Genomic DNA, 18938 nt, shown 5'->3' with positions numbered 1-18938 from the left:
CTGATCGGCGGCGGCTACACCGTCTATCTCGACGGCCGCAAGGGTGGCGGCACCGTCGACGACGGCTCGATCAAGATCGTCAACAACCAGATCGGTACCGGCCAGTGGGGCAAGTTCGCCTTCTATGACGACAATCCCGTCGTTTCCGGCAACACCGATCCGGGCACGCTGCCGGATATGGGTGGGGTAACTCCGCCGACTGAGCCCACGACTCCGCCGACTGAGCCGACGACTCCGCCGACCAATCCGGATCAGCCTGACACGGGCACGGATCAGCCCGACACGGGCGCCGGCACGAGTAAGGTTCACCTCGGCACCTCGGGCAACGACAACATGCCGCTCTCCGGCCAGTCCAATGGTGGCAACGAGACCTTCAAGGGCCTCGGCGGCAATGACGTGCTGAAGGGTGGCGCCGGCGCCGACGTCCTGGACGGCGGCAACGGCACCGACACGGCGACCTACGCCGGTTCGTCCGCGGTCAATGTCAATCTTGCCACCGGTGTTGCGACGGGCGGTCACGCTCAGGGCGACAAGTTTGTCAGCATCGAGAACCTGACGGGCTCCAGCTACAACGATGTACTGACCGGCAACAGCGGCCGCAACGTCATCGACGGTGGTGCCGGCAATGACACCATCAACGGTGGTGCCGGCAACGACACCATCCGGGGTGGAGCCGGTAAGGACATGCTGACGGGCGGCTCTGGCGCCGACGTCTTCACCTTCAAGACGGCGGCGGAAGCCGGGACCAACTCGGACCGTGATGTCATCACCGACTTCCAGAAGGGCCAGGACAAGATCGATCTGTCTGCGATCGACGCAAACGGTTCGGCGCGTGGTGACGGTACGTTCCACTTCCAGGCTCAGGAGAACGCCCTGTTCGATCGCAAGGCTGGTGCACTGGCCTGGCACCTGGAAGACAAGGCCGGCACCGCGAACGATCGCACCGTGATCCAGGGTGACCTTGATGGCGATGGCCGCCACGACTTCGAGATCCAGCTGACGGGTCTCGTCAACCTCTCGGCCAACGACTTCATCCTCTGATCTACACCTTCAGGCGCGGCTCCAGCGCCACGCCTGAAGGAACAATCTGTTGAGGCCCGCCATGTTGTGGGCCTCAACGCATTTCCGGATCCAGCGTGAAAAGCTCCGTTGCCCGACTGACGCCGCGCAGGGCATAGCGGCCGAGCGATACCATTTGCGCAGCTCGATCCACGGGGCAGGCTTCGATGAAGTCGCGTGACATCAGGACATCGCGATCGACGGATGTGCACAGCGATGAGATCCGGCTCACCTGGTTCACGGCCGGGCCAACGACCGTAAAATCCAGTCGCCCCCTGCCGCCGATATTGCCGTAGAAGACTTCTCCGACATGCAGGCCCAAGTAAACTGCCGTAATCGACAGGCCTTCGGCCATTCGCCTGGCATTCAACTGCCCGAGTTCCCTCTGCATCATGCGCTCTGCGTCAAGGGCGGCCAAGCAGTCGGTCTGCTGGTTACCGGACCGGAAAATGGCAAGAATGCCGTCGCCGATGAGCTTCAAAACATTGCCGCCGTGCGCGTGAATTGCGCCAATCACCAGTTCGGCATAGTCGTTGAGGAAGGGAATGATCTGCTCCGGATCCGAACCATCGGAGATCCGCGTGTAGTCGTGCAGGTCGGAAAACCAGATCACGGCGTCGATCTTCTCGACCTCTCCCCGGTTTATCTGGCCGCTGATAACCTTTCGGCCCGCATCGCGCCCCAGATAGATCTCGGCCAGCGTGCCGATGATCCGGATCGAAGAGGCGCATTTGATTGCGAGCGCCAGGGTCGGGACCAGCGTGCGCAGCGCCGCGAGACTTTCGTCGTCGAAGCCGTTCGCGTCGCGCGTCGTCCAGTAGGAGAAGAATGCATCCATCTCTCCGACACTTCCGCGGTCGGTGAAGCGATGGATCATAGCAACAAAATCGGTGTGCCCGTCGTCCTTCAGTTGCTGCAGGTTGTGGAAGTCGGCCGGTGCACCGCTACCAAACCGGCGACGAATTTCGTCCGCCTTACCACACAGGAGTTCGTGAAAAACGGATGCCTCCCAATTATTCCGCGCGCTGCCTTCCTTCGTCGGAGCGTATTCGACCAGGGGTGACACCGGGTTCACCTTGTCCCACTGGAAGGCGCGACCCTCGAACTCAGGGTGCAGCGTGTCGATGAGGCAGAGCACGCGTGCAATGGGTGTGCCGGCCGCGTTGCATCGCTGGCAAAAGCCGGCGATCAGCTCAGTTTCGTCCATTCCTTCATAACCCTGTCTGGCGAGCCACAGGGCAATGTCGCGAAGCGCCTCGTCGTTCATGCGATGCCTCCGGGTCTTGACTGTCGAGGATTACAGGAAACATCACGATTGTATATCGCGGTCTAAGCATCGTCTGGGAGGGTCAGATGGTTTTCAAGGAAGGAACGTTCCATGGCGAGGTGCCTGAACATTTCGACGGTCCACACCCGGCAATGCTCGAAACGGCGGTTGCGGACGCGCTCGCAGCCGCGGGCACGATCGATGCCTCGGATGTTGCCGTGACATGCGAGAACGGAGTGGTGTTCCTGACCGGGAGGGTCGGCTCGCCGGAGGAAATCGAGCGGGCGATCGCCGTTGCCCGCTCTGTCGCCGGCGTCTCAGTCGTGGAGGCGCGACTATCGACCGGACCGTGACCATTCGTGACCGTTGCCGTCGCCATGCCGGAGATGATAGTGCAATGCAGCGAAAGGGGCTGCACTGCAATGCTTGCCGAACGGACGACCTACGAGGAACTCTACCGCGACTTCCGCTGGAACATTCCGGCGCGATTCAATATCGGAAGCGCCGTCTCCGACGCATGGGCGGCGCGGGACCCGACGCGTGTCTGCCTCCAGCACTTCTCCGAGGACGGACATCACCGGAGCCTCACATACGGTGAGCTGGCCGTCCGCTCGTCGCGGTTTGCGTCCGGACTTGCGGCGCGCGGCGTGAAGGCCGGGGATCGGGTGGCGATCCTGCTGCCGCAAGGCTTCGAGACGGTTATCGCCCACGTGGCGATCTACAAGCTCGGGGCGATCGCGCTGCCGTTGGCGCTGCTCTTCGGCGAGGAAGCGCTGGGATATCGGCTCCGGGATGCGGGTGCGAAAGCGGTCGTGACCAACGGCTTCGGCTTCGAGCGGCTGGAGATGATCCGCGAACGTCTCGAGGATCTCGCTCTCGTCGTGCTTTCGGACGACGCCCGCCGGGCCGGAACGGTGCCATTCACAACAATCGAGGAAGGTTCGGAGGAGGCGTTCGTTGCGGCCGACAGCGGTCCCGACGATCCGGCGCTAATGATCTATACCTCCGGCACGACCGGTCCTCCGAAGGGTGCGCTGCACGGTCATCGCGTGCTGCTCGGCCACGTGCCCGGGTTCCAGATGCATCACGAATTTTTGCCCCAGCCTGGCGACCGGATATGGACGCCGGCCGACTGGGCCTGGGCCGGCGGGTTGCTCAATGTCCTCCTGCCAGCGCTACTGCTCGGTGTCCCGGTCGTCTCGTCGCCGGGCCAGAAGTTCGATCCGCACATGGCCTACCGCATCATGGCGGAGATGAATGTGCGCAACGCCTTCATCCCGCCGACCGCCTTGCGCCTGATGAAGAGTGTCGAGACGCCGCAAAAGCACTATCGCCTCAACTTGCGCACGATCGGCACGGCGGGCGAGTCGCTCGGGCGGGAAACATGGGAGTGGGTGCGCCGCACGCTCGGCGTCACCGTCAACGAGTTCTACGGCCAGACCGAGTGCAACATCGTCATCGGTTCGATCGGCAGGCTCGGCGTATCGCGCCCCGGGCCGATCGGCAGGGCGGTGCCCGGCCACGTCGTGGCGATTGTCGACGGGCAGGGTCGCGAGTTGCCGCCGGGCACCACCGGCCAGATCGCCGTGCGTCGGCCCGACCCGGTGATGTTTCTCGGCTACTGGAACAACGATGCCGCGACTAAGGCAAAGTTCATCGGCGACTGGATGACGACCGGAGACCTGGGCCGCATGGACGGCGAGGGCTATATCACCTTCGTCGGCCGCGATGACGACGTCATTACCTCCGCCGGCTACAGGATAGGCCCTAGCGAGATCGAGGACTGCCTGGCCGGCCACCCGGCCGTGCAGTTGGCCGCCGTGGTGGGCAAGCCGGACACGGTGCGCACGGAAATCGTCAAGGCGTATGTCATGCTCCGCCGCGGCCAATCGGCGAGCGCGGATCTGGCCGCCGACATCCGCAACTGGGTCAAGATGCGGCTTTCGATGCACGAATATCCGCGCGAGGTGGAGTTCGTCGACAGTCTGCCTCTGACGACATCGGGCAAGGTCATCCGCCGCATTCTGCGCGAGCGCGCCGAACAGGAGATCGATAGCCTGCCGGACAGCCCGGAAATGCTGCCGGTGGACTGAGCGCGGTCATTCAGTCCGCGCCTGGTCTTTGTCCCCCGAAAGCGGTTGTCGCTTCAGGGAGACAAGCGTCGCCGGCATCGCCATTTTGGGCTCGTCTCATGGGACGAGCCCAAATTTGCTCAGAGCGTCTTCAGCACGTCGCCAATCGCCTCAACCAGCATGTCGGCGTTCTCACGGGAAAAGACCAGGGGAGGGCGGATCTTCAGGACGTTGGCGTTGGGGCCGGAGGCGCTGATCAGCACACGGCGTTCGCGCAGGCCGTTGACGATCCGGGTCGTCAGGGCCGCATCCGGGCGCTTGTCGGCCGGGTCGGCAACGATCTCGACGCCGATGAAAAGGCCGGAGCCGCGCACGTCGCCAATCGCCGGGTAGGTCCCCGAGAGGCTTTTCAGCCCGTCCATCAGGTAACGGCCGACGTCCAGCGCGTTTTGCTGCAGACCTTCGATGCGGATCGTGTCGAGCACGGCCTTGCCGGCGGCGGCGGCCACCGGATTGCCGCCGAATGTGTTGAAATAACGTGCCTGCGGGCCGAACTCGGCGATCACTTCCGGGCGGAGCACGATGCCCGCCATCGGATAGCCGTTGCCCATCGGCTTGCCGATCGTCACCATGTCGGGCGCCACGCCATGGCGTTCAAAGCCCCACATCGCCTCACCGGTACGGCCGAATCCGGGCTGCACCTCGTCGGCGACGAAGAGGCCGCCCGCCTCATGGATCGCGTCCACGGCGGATTTCAGAAAGCCCTTCGGCCCGGCAAAGATACCGTCGCTGGAAAAGATCGTGTCGGTGATCAGCATCGCCGGCTTGATGCCGTGGCGCTTCAGGTCGGCGATCGCCGCGCGCACGTCGCGGCCGAACTTCTCCATCACCACGTCGGGCGAGGCGCGGTAGCTGTCCGGAGCGGGAACGGTTCGCACATGCGGCCCGAGCGTTACGGATTCGCCAAGCGAAGGGGAGAATTCCGCCACCGCGCCCGTGAGCCCGTGATAGGCGAGTTCCGTCGCGATGATGCCGGTTCCGCCAGTCACGTATCGGGCGATGCGCACGGCCAGGTCGTTCGCCTCGCTGCCTGTGCAGGTGAACATGGCCTGGCTGAGGGCGTCTGGGAACGTGGCCGTCAGCGTCTCCGCATAGTCGATGATGCCTTCGTGCAGGTAGCGGGTATGGGTGTTCAGCACCGCCGTCTGCTTTGTGATCGCCTCCACCACGCGCGGGTGGCAATGGCCTAGCGAGGCGACATTGTTATAGGCATCGAGATATTTTTCGCCCGTCGCGTCATAAAGGTAGACGCCCTCGCCGCGCACCAGATGCAGCGGCTTTTCATAAAAGAGACGATAGGCGGGGCCGAGCACTTTTTCCCGACGGGCGATCAGCGCCCTTTCGGTTTCGCCAAGCCGTTCGAAGTCTTCGCGCGAGAAAGCATTCACCATCGACATGATTCAGGCCTCTGAAAGGTTGGGCGCGAGCCGTTTCAGCCCCGCCGTTGTCAAATCCGATATGTTCAGCAACCCCCGCCAGGAGAACGCGTGGTTGCGCATGATGTAATCGCGGTTTTCCGGGAACCGCGCCGAGCGCCATTCCGCGATGATGATGGACATAGCCAGCCGCGACCGCGTGAGGAGCGGCAAAAGTTCGATCTCGGCAGGCTCCAGTGCCCGCACGGACAGGAAGCCTTCGAGGAAGGCGCCTGCGCGTGCCGCCCAGTCGTCCGTGGAAAGATGGTAGGCGAGGGCGACGGCAACGTCATTGATCAGCGGCGCATGCACCATGTCGCCAAAGTCGATGATGCCGACGACTTCAGTCGGCGCCGCTGCGTCGATCAGAATGTTGTGCGGATTGAAGTCATTGTGGATGATCTGGCGCCGCCTGAGCTCGGTGATGGCGGGGAGCGAGCGCTCGAATTCGCTCAGGACCGCCTCCGCCATCCCCCGGCGCTCCGGCGCGACATCGTCGACGACGGCGGCGAGGTCGAGCGTGTGCGAGATGTCCCACATTAGCTTGCCGGCGGGCGGGCGACCCTTGTAGTCCTCAAGGCCCAGTCCGAGCGCCGCCAAGGCCCGGCCGATTTCGCGGCTTTGAGCGTCGGAAGGCGGCGTGCGGTACTGCAATTCTCCCCGGAGGTAGGTGAGCAGGCGCATGATGCGCGGGCCGTCTGCGGAGGAAAGCGTGTGGCTTGGCGCGCCGGTTGCAGTCGGTACCAGCCGGGGCACCGGGACGGTGGGCGCGGTCGCGGCGAGGTGCAGGAGCGCGCCGTCCTGAAACTCGAGCGCGGCCGGGTCTTCGGCCGGGTTCGCGATCTTCAGGACAAACTCCGTCCCGTCCTCGCGCGTGAACAGAAACGTTTCGTCCCGCTCGCTCGAAAGCCGTTTCACGCTGCCGTTCATGCCGTAGACGCTTGCAACCGCAGCCTCGGCATCGGCAAGCGCCGTTGCGCTCCAAGAGGCCGACATGGCATCCGTCTTTTTCGTGGCGGGCGATGGCTCCGTCATGCTTGCTCCGTTGTGCGGCTTCCCGCAAATCAATCGACCTCGCCCGATCTGCCGGACACCTGTGTCCAGTAAAGCAGGGTTTGGCGGCATCTAATCTGTTACGCCGCGCCGGACGGAAAATGCCGCGCGTCGTCAGCCTGCACTTGAAACACGTTAAAAAAGATGCATCAAGTATCTTGTTACTCGATTTGCCGGGTGAGTTCCATGCCTGAGTTTGCGACACTGGATCACGAAAACCTAAACAGTGCGGTTTACGGCGCGTTATGCGACGCGTTGATGCAAGGTCGATTTCAGCCGGGAGACCGCTTGAAGATCCGCGATCTCGCCGAGCAATTCGGCACAAGCGTCACGCCAATCCGCGATGCCATCCTGCGCCTTGCAAACGACGAGGCGATCACCTTCCGTTCTCCGCGCGATATTCGCATTCCGGCTATGAGCGAGAGCCGCTATCGCGAGATCCGCGCCATTCGGATCAAGCTGGAAGGACTGGCCGCCGAGACGGCCGCGCAGGTCGCGACCAGCGCGGATATTGAGGTGCTGGAGCGGATTCTGCGGGAAAACGAACATGCGATCGAAGTCGGGGACCGTCTGAAAGGCACGGAACTCAACCAGGCTTTTCACTTCATGTTGCCGCAGATTGCCGGACTTCCGGTGCTCACCGTCATCCTGCGACGGCTCTGGCTGCAAATGGGGCCGCTTATCTCGGACGCCTATATTCCCGGCGGACGAGCAATGATCGATCACCACTATCCCGTTGTCGAAGCGCTGAAACGGCACGATTCGGCGGCCGCCTCGATGGCAATCATCGATGATATTCTGCTTGGCGGCAAACCGCTCCTCGACAGGATCGAACACGGACTGGAGCGGGAGGCGCGCCAGGCCTAGGTCTGCCTTCATATCGGCACTTGCATTTCACCAGCCCCTCTGATTACGATGTATCAAGCATCAATGGAGAATGACTGCATGACCGAAGAACGCCGCTACATGTTGCTGACGGGGGCAAGCCGCGGCATCGGTCATGCGACGGTCAAACTCTTCCAGTCGAAGGGCTGGCGGATCCTCACCGTCTCACGGCAGCCCTTTTCGGAGGAATGCGCCTGGCCATCGGCCCGCGAAAGCCACATCCAGGCCGACCTTGCAGACCTCACCCAGATCGACCGCCTTGCCGCGACCGTGCGCGAACGCCTGCCGAACGGCAAGCTGCATGCGCTCGTCAACAATGCCGGCATTTCGCCGAAGGGGCCGGGCCGCAGCCGCCTCGGGGTCGCTGAATCGGACGCCGATGTGTGGACGCAGGTGCTGAACGTCAATCTCGTCTCGACGGCGCTAATCGCCCGCGCGCTCTTGCCGGAACTGGAGGCGGCAAAGGGCTCGATCGTCAACGTCACATCCATTGCCGGATCGCGCGTCCACCCGTTCGCGGGTGTTGCCTATGCGGCCTCCAAGGCAGCGCTTGCGGCGCTGACCAGGGAAATGGCCCATGAATTTGGCCGCCGGGGCATCAGGGCGAACGCCATTGCACCGGGGGAGATCGAAACGTCGATCCTGTCGCCGGGAACGGACGCGCTGGTGGCCGCGGAAGTGCCCATGGGCAGGCTTGGCGAACCGCGGGAAGTGGCGGAAACCATCCATTTTCTCTGCACAGAGCAGTCGTCCTATATCAACGGCGCCGAAATCCACATCAACGGAGGACAGCACGCTTGACACTTCTCAAGTGCGGCAAAAATGCCGTTGACCGGCAGTAAGGAATGCATCATTCGGTCGGGAAAATGCTCAGAGGAAAGGGCAAGGCGACCGAAAAGGCTGCAAAAACCACCGAGGTGGGAGGCAAAGGCAAAGATCAGCAGTTTGCATGCGATCGTCACCGGGGCGGGCCCAAGGCCGGTTCCTTAAACATACGAAGAAAAGGGGAATGCAATGAAAACATTCATGAAATCGGGTATCCTGGCGGCCGCGGCTGTCGTGCTTTCCGCCGGGCTCGCCGCGCCGGTTTTCGCTCGCGACCTGACCGTCGTCTCGTGGGGCGGCAATTATCAGGATGCACAGCGCAAGATCTACTTTGAGCCCTTCGCCGCCAAGACCGGCAAGCCGGTGCTCGACGAAGCGTGGGACGGCGGCATCGGCGTGCTGCAGGCGAAGGTCAAGGCCGGCGCACCGAACTGGGATGCGGTGCAGGTCGAGGCGGAAGAACTGGCGCTCGGCTGTGCCGACGGCCTGTACGAAAAAATCGACTGGGACAAGATGGGCGGCAAGGACAAGTTCCTGCCGTCTGCGGTGAACGACTGCGGCGTCGGCGCCATCGTCTGGTCGACGGCGATTGCCTATGACGGCGACAAGCTGAAGGAAGGCCCGGCCTCCTGGGCGGACTTCTGGAACGTCGAGAAGTTCCCCGGCAAGCGTTCGCTGCGCAAGGGACCGAAGTACACGCTCGAATTCGCGCTGCTGGCTGATGGCGTGTCGAAGGACGAACTCTATGACGTCCTTGGCACCGACGAAGGCGTCGAGCGCGCCTTCAAGAAGCTGGACGAACTGAAGTCGAACATCGTCTGGTGGGAATCCGGCGCGCAGCCGCTGCAGTTCCTGGCCTCCGGCGAAGTGGCCATGGCCTCTGCCTATAACGGTCGCATCACCGGCATCAACCGGTCGGAAGGCAAGAACTTCAAGGTCGTCTTCCCGGGCAGCATCTATGCCGTCGACAGCTGGGTCGTGCTGAAGGACGCGGAAAACAAGGACGCCGCACAGGACTTCATCGCCTTTGCGAGCCTGCCGGAGCACCAGGCGAAGCTGCCGGAATTCGTCGCCTACGGTCTGCCGAACAAGGAAGCTGCCGCGATGGTTCCGGCAGATCTCGCCAAGGATCTGCCGACCGATCCGGCGAACATGACGGAGTCGATCTCCCTCAACACGGACTTTTGGATCGACAACGCGGAAACGCTGACGGCGCGTTTCAACGCCTGGCTGGCCCAGTAACACCCGTGGGTGGGGCGCCGCAGAGCGGCGCCCCACCTGTCCGTCTGGACATCCTCGCACCGGCTTTTTGGCCGTGTAGCGCCTCCTCCGCATCTAGCTATGGAGCATTCCGTGGCCGACTTTATCCGGTTTGACAGCATCACGAAATTCTACGGCCAGCTCTGCGTGGTCGAAAACCTCGACCTGAGCATCGGAAAGGGCGAATTCGTCAGCTTGCTGGGGCCGTCCGGTTCCGGAAAGACGACGCTTCTGATGATGCTCGCGGGCTTCGAGCAGGCTACCTCCGGGAGTATCGTTCTCGACGGAACGGCGATCAACGACGTGCCGACCCACAAGCGGGACATGGGCGTCGTCTTTCAGAGCTATGCCTTGTTTCCGCATATGTCGGTCGGCGAGAACATTGCGTTTCCGCTGCAGATGCGCGGCATCGGTAAGGCGGAGATCGCCAAGCGCGTGGCGCGGGCGCTGGACATGGTGCAGCTTTCGGCCCTCAGCGATCGCCGGCCGTCGCAGCTCTCCGGTGGTCAGCAGCAACGCGTCGCGCTCGCCCGCGCACTGGTGTTCGAGCCGCGCGTCGTGCTGATGGATGAGCCGCTCGGAGCGCTCGACAAGCAGTTGCGCGAACAGATGCAACTGGACATCCGCGACCTGCATCGGCGGCTCGGCCTGACGATCGTGTTCGTCACCCACGACCAGTCGGAAGCGCTCACCATGTCGGACCGTGTCGCGGTCTTCAACAAGGGCAAGATCGAGCAGATCGGCACGCCGCGGCAGGTCTATGATGAGCCGTCGACGCGTTTCGTGGCCGAGTTCATCGGCGAAACCAACCTGGTCGAGGGCGTCGTCGAGGCCGTGCAGGGCCAGGAGGCGACCGTGCGGCTGCCGTCCGGCGCCCATATCGTTTCGGCCCTCTCCGGCACGGTCGCTTCCGGCCAGTCGGTCTACCTGTCCATCCGGCCGGAACGGGTCGATCTCACCGAGACGCGCGGTGAAGCGCGCAATTGCCTGGAAACGGAGGTCACCGATTCCGTCTACCAGGGCGATCACCTGCGCGTGCAGTTGCAGAACGCCACCCATCCGCTGATCGCCAAACTCGGCCGCCGCTCGCGCGAATTCCCGCCCGGGACCAAGGTTTACGCAGCCTTTTCGGCCAGCGATTGCCGGGTCATTGCGCCATGAAAAAATCCCGGACCGGCCGGTCGCTTCTGCTGATGGCGCCGCTTCTGCTCTTCCTCGTCGGCTTCTTCGTCTGGCCGCTGTCGACCATGATGTCCGAGTCGGTCTCAGATACCGCCGTGCTGCGCCTTCTGCCGCGCAGTTCCGAGGTGCTTCGGGACTGGGACCGCAAGTCCGGCCCCACCATGGCGATGCAGACGGCGCTGATGGAGGACCTGAAGGCCGTCAACGACGACCAGGCGCTCGGCGACATGGTGCGTCGCCTCAACAGCGCCCGTTCCGGTTTCCGCACGCTGATGTCGAAGACGACGACCGCCCTCGCGGATACCGCGAACCCACCCGCCGATCTTGTCTCCATCGACAAGCGATGGGAGAAGCCGGATTTCTGGCTGGCGATCGCCGACGCGCTCTCGCCGCTGACCGATCGCAACCTGCTTGCCGCCGTTGACCTTGGCCGCAATGCGGACGGCGCGATCCAAGCCTTGCCTGCCGACCAGTCCGTCAATCGCGTCATTCTCGTGCGGACTTTCTGGATCGCCGCGCTCGTGACCTTCGCCTGCGCCTGCATCGGCTTTCCCTATGCGATGATCGCGGCCTCGCTCACCGGCTGGAAACGCGACCTGATGCTGGCGGCGGTGCTGCTGCCGCTCTGGACATCGCTTTTGGTCCGCACGGCCGCCTGGTTCATCCTTTTGCAGGAAAAGGGCTTGATCAACGATTTCCTGCAATGGCTGCGCCTCATTGATGGGCCTTTGCCGCTGATCTTCAACCGCACCGGCGTCATTATCGCAATGACCCATGTGCTGTTGCCCTTCATGGTACTGCCGATTTACTCGGTCCTCATCACCATCCCCAAGAACCTGATGCCGGCGGCGGCCTCGCTTGGGGCGCACCCGCTGCGCGCTTTCTTGCGCGTGCTCCTGCCGCTCAGCCTGCGCGGCGTCGCCTCCGGCGGCTTGCTCGTTTTCATCTCGGCAATCGGTTACTACATCACGCCAGCGCTGATCGGCGGTCCGGGCGACCAGATGATCAGCTCGATCATCGCCTTCTACGCAACTGGTTCGGCGAACTGGGGCATGGCGGGTGCGCTCGGCGTCGTGCTGCTAGCGGCAACACTTGTCCTCTACAGCGTCTATGCACGGCTGTCGGCCGAAGAGCCGGGGAGGCGATAAGCGATGCCGATGAAGCTCACGAAACTTACCTTCGCGTCGCTGACGATCCTGTTCCTCGTCGCGCCGCTCATCGCCATCCTGCCGCTCGCCTTTACCTCGAGCGTCATCCTGACCTATCCGATCCCGTCCTATTCGCTGCGCTGGTTTGAGGAACTGTTCACGGCGGATGCCTGGCGCCGGGCGATCATCAACAGCCTGATCATCGGGACCGGCACGACGCTGCTCGCCACCGTGCTCGGTACGGCCGCGTCGCTGGGCCTGCGCAACAGGCTGGTGTTCTTCCGCGGGTCGATACGGACGCTGTTCCTGTTGCCGATGGTCGTTCCGGCCGTCGTGCTCGGCGTCGGCTTGCAGGTGCTGCTCGCGCGGTTCGGACTGATCAACAGCTATGCCGGCGTGATCATCGCCCATACGGTCGTCGCGGTGCCCTTCGTCGTGGTCAGCGTCACCGGGGCGCTCGCCGGCATCGACGAGCGGGTGGAACTCGCCGCCCAGAGCCTCGGCGCGTCGCCAACCACGGTGTTCCGGCGGGTCACCCTGCCGCTCGCCATGCCGGGCGTGCTCTCCGGCGCGGTGCTGGCCTTCGCCACGTCGCTCGACGAGGTGGTGCTGACGCTGTTCGTCGCCGGTCCCAACCAGCGCACGCTGGCGCGGCAGATGTTCTCCAGCATACGGGAAAACATCAGCCCGGCGATTGCGGCAGCGGCATTCCTCTTCATTGCCGCAACTATCCTGGTCGGGCTGGCCGTCGTGGTGTCCCGGTCCATGCTGGCGAAGCGGCGATAGCACCGGACGGTACGCGTCAAATGTAAGGCGCTGGCGGCAGCCGGCGTCCTTTTCGGCCCGGTCCGGGGGCCGCCCGAGCCGGTGCGCGGGACAAGCGCTCACAGCGCCGCGACCGGAAACTCGTCTTTTGTCCGAGTATTTCGACCGCTCGCCGTCTGCCCACTTACCGTCGGGATCGATCAGAAGCGAGTTTCGCCAATAGCTAATAAGTGCCGCTCATGAGGGCATGACACTTACTTATTTGCGCTGTCACATAGTGCGACATAGCCTCTCCCCCGTAGCCCGCGACCAAGACGGGCGGTGCATCCGGCATACGAATTAATCGCCCAGAGAGGAATTTCAATGTTCAGCAAACGCATGTTTCTGGCAGCGACGACGCTCGCCTATGGTCTGGCTCTCGGCACGGCAATGGCCGCCGAGCCGCTTTCCGTCATGAGCTTCGGCGGCGCCTACCAGGAGGCCCAGCGCAAGGCGGTCTTCAACGCCTATGCCGAAGAGACCGGCCGTCCGGTTTCCGAGCAGGAATACGGTGGCGAGATCGCCAAGATCAAGGCGATGATCGACAGCGGCAACACGACGATCGACGTGGTCGACGTCGACGCGCCGACCCTGCTGCAGGGTTGCGACGAGGGCATTTTCGAGCCGATCGACTGGGAGAAGATCGGGCCGAAGTCCGAATGGCTTGCCGGCACCACGTCGGACTGCGGCGTCGGCACGATCGTCTATGCGACGATCCTCTCCTATGACGAGGAGAAGCTCGCCAACAAGCCGACGAAGCTCGCCGACCTGTTCGATCTCGAAAAATTCCCCGGCAAGCGCGGCCTCTGGAAGAACCCCGCGACCAATCTTGAATTCGCGCTGCTTGCCGATGGCGTCGCGCCGGAGGCCGTCTACGAGACACTTTCGACGCCGGGCGGCCTCGACCGCGCCTTCGCCAAGCTCGACACGATCAAGGACCAGATCGTCTGGTGGGAAGCGGGCGCCCAGGCGCCGCAGTTGCTCGCCTCCGGGGAAGTGACGCTGACGACGGCCTGGAACGGCCGCATCTTCAACGCCAACAAGGAGGGTCGCAAGTTCGGCATCGTCTGGGATAACCAGATCCTCGATTCGAACTTCTGGGCCATTCCCAAGGGCGCCAAGGATATCGAGGGCTCGCTCGCCTTCATCCACTTCGCCGTCGAACCCAAAATTCTCGCCGCGACTGCGAAGTACATTCCCTACGGTCCCGTCCGCACGACGGCGGCGGCCGAAGTGGCCCCGGAAGATGCCAAGAACCTGCCCACCAGTCCCGCCAACCTGACGACCTCGCTGACGCTCGACAACGCCTTCTGGGCGGATCACGGCGACGAGATCAGAAAGCGCTTCACCACCTGGCTTTCCAACTAAGAGGCGGGTCGATGAACACCATATCGCTGGAAAGGAGGCGGCTCGGCAACGAGCCGTCGACCCAGACTGCTGCCGAAACCATGGTGGCCTTCGAACGGGTGCAGAAAACCTACGACGGGCGCACGCTCGTCGTCGAGGACCTCAATCTCGCCGTGCGGCGGGGCGAGTTCCTGACGATGCTGGGGCCGTCCGGCTCCGGCAAGACGACGACGCTGATGATGCTCGGCGGCTTCGAACAGCCGACGAGCGGTCGCATCCTGCTGGAGGGGCAGGCCGTCGAGCGTCTGCCACCGGAGCGCCGTGACATCGGTTTCGTCTTCCAGAACTACGCCCTGTTTCCGCACATGACGGTGCGCGAGAACGTCGGCTTTCCGCTGCGCTATCGCGGCGTGAGGGGCGCAGAAGCGGCGAAGCGCGTCGAGGATGCGCTGGCGATGGTCAAGCTCGGCGGCCTCGGCGAGCGCCGGCCGGCGCAACTTTCGGGCGGCCAGCAACAGCGCGTCGCGCTCGCCCGCGCCATGGTGTTCAATCCGAAGCTGATCCTGATGGACGAGCCGCTCGGCGCCCTCGATAAGCAGTTGCGCGAGCATATGCAGATCGAGATCAAGCAGATCCAGCAGCGCCTCGGCATCACCATGGTCTATGTGACGCACGACCAGTCGGAGGCGTTGACCATGTCCGACCGGATCGCCGTCTTCCATGAGGGTCGCATCCAGCAACTCTCCGATCCGGTGACGCTCTACGACCGGCCGGAAAACCGCTTCGTCGCTGGTTTCATCGGTGACAACAACACGCTGGCCTGCGAACTCGCTGGCACAGAAAACGGCCTCGTCGTCGTGCGGATGCAGGACGGAACGACGCTTCTGACGACGGGGCTCGCCGGTCCGGCGGATTCGGGCATGACCGTCTCGCTGCGACCGGAGCGACTTGGCCTCGATACCGAAAGCAGGGAGGGCGCGCAAAACCGGATCAACGCGCGGGTGCTCGACAAGACCTTCCTCGGCGACCGCGTTCGGCTTTCGCTCGAAGCCTTCGGCAATGCGCATCTTGTCGCGAGCGTACCGGCGGCCGAAGGTGCGGCGATCATGCCGGGCAGCACCGTCACCATGGCCTGCTCCGCCGCCGATTGCAGAACGCTGACGAGGTAGTCATGGCGCAAACAATCTCCCTGACCATCCCGGCTATTCGTCCCGACCTGGGCAAAGCGCTCAAACGAGCCGAGCGGCCGAACCGCCTCAGGGCGCTGGCGCTCGCACTGCCGGCGCTGCTCTTCCTGCTTGTCACCTTCGGCGCGCCGATCGGCGTTTTCCTCACCACCGCGGTCCGCAATCCGGAGGTGCGGGAAATCCTGCCACAGACCGTGAGCGCGCTCGACGGCTGGGATGGGCAGGCGGTCCCCGCCGAGGAAGCGTTCGTGGCCCTTGCCGCCGATCTGGCCCGCGCCAAGGCGAACAGCACCGCCGCCGCGCTCGGCAAGCGGCTGAACTACGAAAGCGCCGGCATGCGCAGCCGCATCATGTCGGTGACGCGCCATCTCGGCAGTTTCGCGGACGGCCCGCTGGCCCCGCAATTCGTTGCCCTCGATCCCGCCTGGGCCGACACCGAACTCTGGGCGATCATCAAGCGCAACGGCGCGCCGGTGACACCCTATTACCTGCTGACGGCCGTCGACCTCGGGCAGGACGCCTCCGGCAGCATCGGCCGGGTCGCGGCGGACCAGGCGGTCTTCCTCGACATCCTCGGTCGAACCCTCTGGATCGCCGGCCTGGTGACGGCCGCGACGCTGCTGCTCGGCTTTCCGACGGCCTATGTCATTTCGCTGGCGCCGGCGCGCGTCGCCGGGTTGATGCTGCTGATGGTATTGCTGCCGCTCTGGACCTCGCTTCTGGTGCGCACCACCGCCTGGGTGGTGCTGCTGCAGACCGACGGCGTCATCAACCAGCTGCTGCTCGCGCTCGGTCTCACCACCGAGAAGCTGCAACTGATGCTGACGCGGTTCGGCACCGTGACCGCCATGACCCATATCCAGCTGCCGTTCACGATCCTGCCGATCCTCAGCGTCATGAAGTCGATCCCGGAAGGGCAGATGCGGGCGGCGCGCTCGCTCGGCGCCCCGCCGCTTGCCGCCTTCTGGCGGATCTATGCGCCGCAGACGTTGCCGGGCGTGGCGGCCGGCTGTTTGATGACCTTCATCCTGTCGCTCGGCTACTACATCACGCCGGCCCTCGTCGGCGGTCCGCGCGACCAGATGGTGTCGAACTTCATCGCCACCTATATCAACCGCGACCTGAACTGGGGCATGGCCGCCGCACTTGCCTGCCTGCTCCTGGTCATGACGCTCTCCATCTATCTCGCGTTCCTGCGCCTCGTCGGCGCGGAGCGCATCAAGCTCGGATAGAACCCATGTGGCTTCCCACTTACGCAACCCGCAGCGAACGGATCTGCCGCCTGTTCGTCGTCCTTTTCGCCGTCGCCGTGCTCGTCTTCCTGATCGGGCCGCTCTTCGTCGTCTTCCCACTCTCGGTGTCGAAGGATCCGTTCTTCACCTTCCCGATCAAGGAATATTCCTGGCGGTGGTATGCGGACTTCTTCGAGAACCCGCGCTGGACGCAGAGCCTCGTAAACAGCCTGATCGCCGCCGTCTTCAGCACGGTCATCGCGACCGTGCTCGGCACGCTTGCCGCGCTCGGCATCAGCCGGCCCGGCTTCCCGTGGCGCAAGGCCGTCATGGCGCTGATGATTTCGCCGATGATCATGCCGGTCGTCATCGTCGCGGTCGGCGCCTACATGTTCTTCGGCGCGCTCGGACTGACCGACACGCGGACCGGCCTGGTGCTGGCTCATGCCGCCCTTGCCATCCCCTTCGTCGTCGTCACCGTCCTTTCGGCGCTCTCGACCTATGACGGTAATCTTACGCGGGCCGGCGCAAGTCTGGGCGCCGGACCGGTCAGCGTGTTCTTCGCCGTGACCCTGCCGCTCATCCTGCCCGGCATCGTTTCGGGGGCCCTGCTCGCCTTCGCCGTCTCCTTCGACGAAGTGATCGTGGCGCTGTTCCTCACCGGCGCCGACCAGCGCACCCTGCCGGTGCAGATGTTCTCCGGCATCCGCGACCAGATCAACCCGACGATCATGGCGGCGGCCAGCCTGCTGACCACCGTCTCCATCGCGCTGTTCGTGGTGCTGTCGCTGATCCGCCGCATGCGGCGCGCCTGATCAATCGGCAAGCGAGTCCGAGGAGGTATCAAGATTCACTTCCGGAAGGTGCCGGTGCCTTCGGTGTCCGGCTAGCGCTTCGCCAACGCGCGGATCTTGTCGCGCAGCAGGCGGGCGACGTTGCGGGTGTTGCGGTACAGATGCAGTTGCGTCGCCACCTGGCGGACGTCGCGGTCGCGGTTCTGCTGCAGGCCGATGATCAGCGTTCCCATCTCCTCGCGCTCTTCCCAGAAGCGGCTCATCACGGGGTGATCCGGAACGGCGCAGGAATCGGAGCGGACGATGTTCGCATCGTCGAGGTGCCACTCCGTGAGCTGGGCCACGAGCAGCTTGCCAGGCGAGAAGCGGGCAAAAGCCTCGTCATAGGCTGTCTTCCAGGTATAGGCCTCGCCACCGGCGAGAAACACGATCATCGAGGCGATCGCCTTGCCATCGAAGTCGAGCGTATGAATGCGAACACTGTCGGTCTCGGCGAGGTTGGTGATGGCTTCGCGCGCAAAGGCGGCGCGGTAGCGGTCGTTGATCATGGCCGTGCGGCCGCGGCCCTTCCAGCCAGCCGCCTCCAGCAGCAGGAATTGCTCCATCCGCAGTCGGATTTCGGCCGGCTGCCGGGCGACATTGTAGACGAGCTTTCCCGTTTCCTCGAGCTTGCGCCACTGACGCTGCAGTTCCCGGAAATGCTGCGTCGAGATGGCACGCTTCAGGTAGGTCGGCCCATCTAGAAGGCTCTCCAGCATCGGTCGCTGGTACGTGCCCGTCACCGTCAGCGGCAGGTTTCGGCCGATCGCGACGGCGCGGGCGAGCGTCGCAAAGGCGCCGTCCAGCCGCAGGTCGGGCAGCACCAGAACGGGCGGCAAGCCATTTCCGGAGGCAGCCAGTGCCTCGTAGAGATTGTCGATGGTTTCGGCGGCGTCTTCCGTGTCGACCAGTGGTGTGCCCAGAGGGCCAAAAGGGTTGGACCAGGCGCGGATGATGCCTGTTCCCATGGAGAAGCCGGGCTTTTCGACGGAAAAGGGCATCAGCAAGCGGATGCGGCTGCGTCGCCCGTCCTCATCGCGGATCAGCGACAGGCGCACCGTGCGGTCTTCCAGGCGCGGCATGGCAGGCGCGAGAAAGCGACCGGTGAAGAAGACGTTCGGCTCCAACGCGCGATTGGCGAGGAAGTCGAGTTCCTGCTGCAGTTCATAACCCGCAACCGCCGGGTACAGCGAGAGCGAGCGGCCGGGACGACCGATCGGGATGCGGTGCTCGGCCGCCGGCGCCTGCGGCGCCCCGCCGGGCGGCGTAACCACTGCATCGTTGCCCGATCCTGAAATGAATGCCATGT

General features: G+C 64.0%; 17 protein-coding genes. 13 read left to right on the top strand and 4 right to left on the bottom strand.

Annotated features, from left to right (window positions below):
- Nucleotides 1–1041 (top strand): M10 family metallopeptidase C-terminal domain-containing protein (locus J2Y48_RS24635; RefSeq protein WP_310424066.1); only part of this gene is annotated, 1041 nt, incomplete at its 5' end.
- Nucleotides 1042–1114: 73 nt separating this feature from the next.
- Here J2Y48_RS24635 and J2Y48_RS24630 read toward each other — a convergent pair.
- Nucleotides 1115–2326: an adenylate/guanylate cyclase domain-containing protein gene (locus J2Y48_RS24630; protein ID WP_310424063.1), complete on the bottom strand. Its 1212-nt coding sequence runs from the start codon at nucleotides 2324–2326 to the stop codon at nucleotides 1115–1117.
- Nucleotides 2327–2412: 86 nt separating this feature from the next.
- Between J2Y48_RS24630 and J2Y48_RS24625 the strand changes: the two genes are divergently transcribed.
- Together J2Y48_RS24625 and J2Y48_RS24620 are read left to right on the top strand one after the other, a co-directional pair.
- Nucleotides 2413–2679, top strand: a complete 267-nt coding sequence (locus tag J2Y48_RS24625) for a BON domain-containing protein (RefSeq protein ID WP_310424060.1) — start codon at nucleotides 2413–2415, stop codon at nucleotides 2677–2679.
- A 69-nt stretch (nucleotides 2680–2748) separates the two neighbouring features.
- The gene (locus J2Y48_RS24620; RefSeq protein ID WP_310424057.1) at nucleotides 2749–4419 is read left to right on the top strand and encodes an AMP-binding protein; all 1671 of its coding nucleotides are present in this window, start codon (nucleotides 2749–2751) and stop codon (nucleotides 4417–4419) included.
- Between the two features lie 119 nt (nucleotides 4420–4538).
- Here the strand turns inward: J2Y48_RS24620 and J2Y48_RS24615 are convergent, their stop codons facing one another.
- Nucleotides 4539–5855 (bottom strand): aspartate aminotransferase family protein, encoded by a 1317-nt coding sequence (locus J2Y48_RS24615; RefSeq protein ID WP_310424055.1) that lies wholly within the window; start codon nucleotides 5853–5855, stop codon nucleotides 4539–4541.
- Between the two features lie 3 nt (nucleotides 5856–5858).
- Nucleotides 5859–6908, bottom strand: coding sequence for a phosphotransferase enzyme family protein (locus tag J2Y48_RS24610; protein ID WP_310424052.1), 1050 nt, complete (start codon nucleotides 6906–6908; stop codon nucleotides 5859–5861).
- 204 nt (nucleotides 6909–7112) lie between these two features.
- Here J2Y48_RS24610 and J2Y48_RS24605 point away from each other — a divergent pair, with 204 nt between their 5' ends.
- The 10 genes from J2Y48_RS24605 to J2Y48_RS24560 all read left to right on the top strand — a co-directional run bounded on the left by J2Y48_RS24605 (nucleotide 7113) and on the right by J2Y48_RS24560 (nucleotide 17611).
- The gene (locus tag J2Y48_RS24605) at nucleotides 7113–7793 is read left to right on the top strand and encodes a GntR family transcriptional regulator (protein WP_310424050.1); all 681 of its coding nucleotides are present in this window, start codon (nucleotides 7113–7115) and stop codon (nucleotides 7791–7793) included.
- A 78-nt stretch (nucleotides 7794–7871) separates the two neighbouring features.
- The gene (locus J2Y48_RS24600) at nucleotides 7872–8612 is read left to right on the top strand and encodes an SDR family oxidoreductase (protein WP_310424047.1); all 741 of its coding nucleotides are present in this window, start codon (nucleotides 7872–7874) and stop codon (nucleotides 8610–8612) included.
- Nucleotides 8613–8825: 213 nt separating this feature from the next.
- Nucleotides 8826–9878 carry an ABC transporter substrate-binding protein gene (locus J2Y48_RS24595; protein WP_405030314.1) on the top strand — a complete coding sequence of 351 codons (1053 nt, stop codon included), beginning with the start codon at nucleotides 8826–8828 and terminating at the stop codon, nucleotides 9876–9878.
- A gap of 99 nt (nucleotides 9879–9977) precedes the next feature.
- On the top strand, nucleotides 9978–11057 hold the full coding sequence (locus J2Y48_RS24590; RefSeq protein ID WP_405030313.1) for an ABC transporter ATP-binding protein: 1080 nt from the start codon (nucleotides 9978–9980) through the stop codon (nucleotides 11055–11057).
- Nucleotides 11054–12226, top strand: coding sequence for an ABC transporter permease (locus J2Y48_RS24585; protein ID WP_310424041.1), 1173 nt, complete (start codon nucleotides 11054–11056; stop codon nucleotides 12224–12226). Before J2Y48_RS24590 ends, J2Y48_RS24585 begins: the two co-directional genes overlap by 4 nt.
- A 3-nt stretch (nucleotides 12227–12229) precedes the next feature.
- Nucleotides 12230–13012, top strand: a complete 783-nt coding sequence (locus tag J2Y48_RS24580; protein WP_310424038.1) for an ABC transporter permease — start codon at nucleotides 12230–12232, stop codon at nucleotides 13010–13012.
- A 342-nt stretch (nucleotides 13013–13354) separates the two neighbouring features.
- Nucleotides 13355–14398 carry an ABC transporter substrate-binding protein gene (locus J2Y48_RS24575; protein ID WP_310424035.1) on the top strand — a complete coding sequence of 348 codons (1044 nt, stop codon included), beginning with the start codon at nucleotides 13355–13357 and terminating at the stop codon, nucleotides 14396–14398.
- An 11-nt stretch (nucleotides 14399–14409) separates the two neighbouring features.
- Nucleotides 14410–15546: an ABC transporter ATP-binding protein gene (locus J2Y48_RS24570; protein ID WP_310424032.1), complete on the top strand. Its 1137-nt coding sequence runs from the start codon at nucleotides 14410–14412 to the stop codon at nucleotides 15544–15546.
- Between the two features lie 2 nt (nucleotides 15547–15548).
- Nucleotides 15549–16796, top strand: a complete 1248-nt coding sequence (locus J2Y48_RS24565) for an ABC transporter permease (protein ID WP_310424029.1) — start codon at nucleotides 15549–15551, stop codon at nucleotides 16794–16796.
- Between the two features lie 5 nt (nucleotides 16797–16801).
- Nucleotides 16802–17611: an ABC transporter permease gene (locus J2Y48_RS24560; RefSeq protein ID WP_310424025.1), complete on the top strand. Its 810-nt coding sequence runs from the start codon at nucleotides 16802–16804 to the stop codon at nucleotides 17609–17611.
- A 71-nt stretch (nucleotides 17612–17682) separates the two neighbouring features.
- Here the strand turns inward: J2Y48_RS24560 and J2Y48_RS24555 are convergent, their stop codons facing one another.
- Nucleotides 17683–18936, bottom strand: a complete 1254-nt coding sequence (locus J2Y48_RS24555) for a GNAT family N-acetyltransferase (protein ID WP_310424022.1) — start codon at nucleotides 18934–18936, stop codon at nucleotides 17683–17685.
- Between the last annotated feature and the right edge of the window lie 2 nt (nucleotides 18937–18938).

This window comes from Mycoplana sp. BE70, from assembly GCF_031455855.1.
In the GTDB taxonomy this organism is placed as follows: Bacteria; Pseudomonadota; Alphaproteobacteria; order Rhizobiales; family Rhizobiaceae; genus Mycoplana.
This window is presented reverse-complemented; position numbering and strand designations above follow the sequence as displayed.

Excerpts from the sequence above, each read along its gene's own strand:
- J2Y48_RS24630 (WP_310424063.1), bottom strand. The coding sequence starts at position 2,326 with ATGAACGACGAGGCGCTTCGCGACATTGCCCTGTGGCTCGCCAGACAG.
- J2Y48_RS24625 (WP_310424060.1), top strand. The coding sequence starts at position 2,413 with ATGGTTTTCAAGGAAGGAACGTTCCATGGCGAGGTGCCTGAACATTTC.
- J2Y48_RS24620 (WP_310424057.1), top strand. The coding sequence starts at position 2,749 with ATGCTTGCCGAACGGACGACCTACGAGGAACTCTACCGCGACTTCCGC.
- J2Y48_RS24615 (WP_310424055.1), bottom strand. The coding sequence starts at position 5,855 with ATGTCGATGGTGAATGCTTTCTCGCGCGAAGACTTCGAACGGCTTGGC.
- J2Y48_RS24610 (WP_310424052.1), bottom strand. The coding sequence starts at position 6,908 with ATGACGGAGCCATCGCCCGCCACGAAAAAGACGGATGCCATGTCGGCC.
- J2Y48_RS24605 (WP_310424050.1), top strand. The coding sequence starts at position 7,113 with ATGCCTGAGTTTGCGACACTGGATCACGAAAACCTAAACAGTGCGGTT.
- J2Y48_RS24600 (WP_310424047.1), top strand. The coding sequence starts at position 7,872 with ATGACCGAAGAACGCCGCTACATGTTGCTGACGGGGGCAAGCCGCGGC.
- J2Y48_RS24595 (WP_405030314.1), top strand. The coding sequence starts at position 8,826 with ATGAAAACATTCATGAAATCGGGTATCCTGGCGGCCGCGGCTGTCGTG.
- J2Y48_RS24590 (WP_405030313.1), top strand. The coding sequence starts at position 9,978 with ATGGAGCATTCCGTGGCCGACTTTATCCGGTTTGACAGCATCACGAAA.
- J2Y48_RS24585 (WP_310424041.1), top strand. The coding sequence starts at position 11,054 with ATGAAAAAATCCCGGACCGGCCGGTCGCTTCTGCTGATGGCGCCGCTT.
- J2Y48_RS24580 (WP_310424038.1), top strand. The coding sequence starts at position 12,230 with ATGCCGATGAAGCTCACGAAACTTACCTTCGCGTCGCTGACGATCCTG.
- J2Y48_RS24575 (WP_310424035.1), top strand. The coding sequence starts at position 13,355 with ATGTTCAGCAAACGCATGTTTCTGGCAGCGACGACGCTCGCCTATGGT.
- J2Y48_RS24570 (WP_310424032.1), top strand. The coding sequence starts at position 14,410 with ATGAACACCATATCGCTGGAAAGGAGGCGGCTCGGCAACGAGCCGTCG.
- J2Y48_RS24565 (WP_310424029.1), top strand. The coding sequence starts at position 15,549 with ATGGCGCAAACAATCTCCCTGACCATCCCGGCTATTCGTCCCGACCTG.
- J2Y48_RS24560 (WP_310424025.1), top strand. The coding sequence starts at position 16,802 with ATGTGGCTTCCCACTTACGCAACCCGCAGCGAACGGATCTGCCGCCTG.
- J2Y48_RS24555 (WP_310424022.1), bottom strand. The coding sequence starts at position 18,936 with ATGGCATTCATTTCAGGATCGGGCAACGATGCAGTGGTTACGCCGCCC.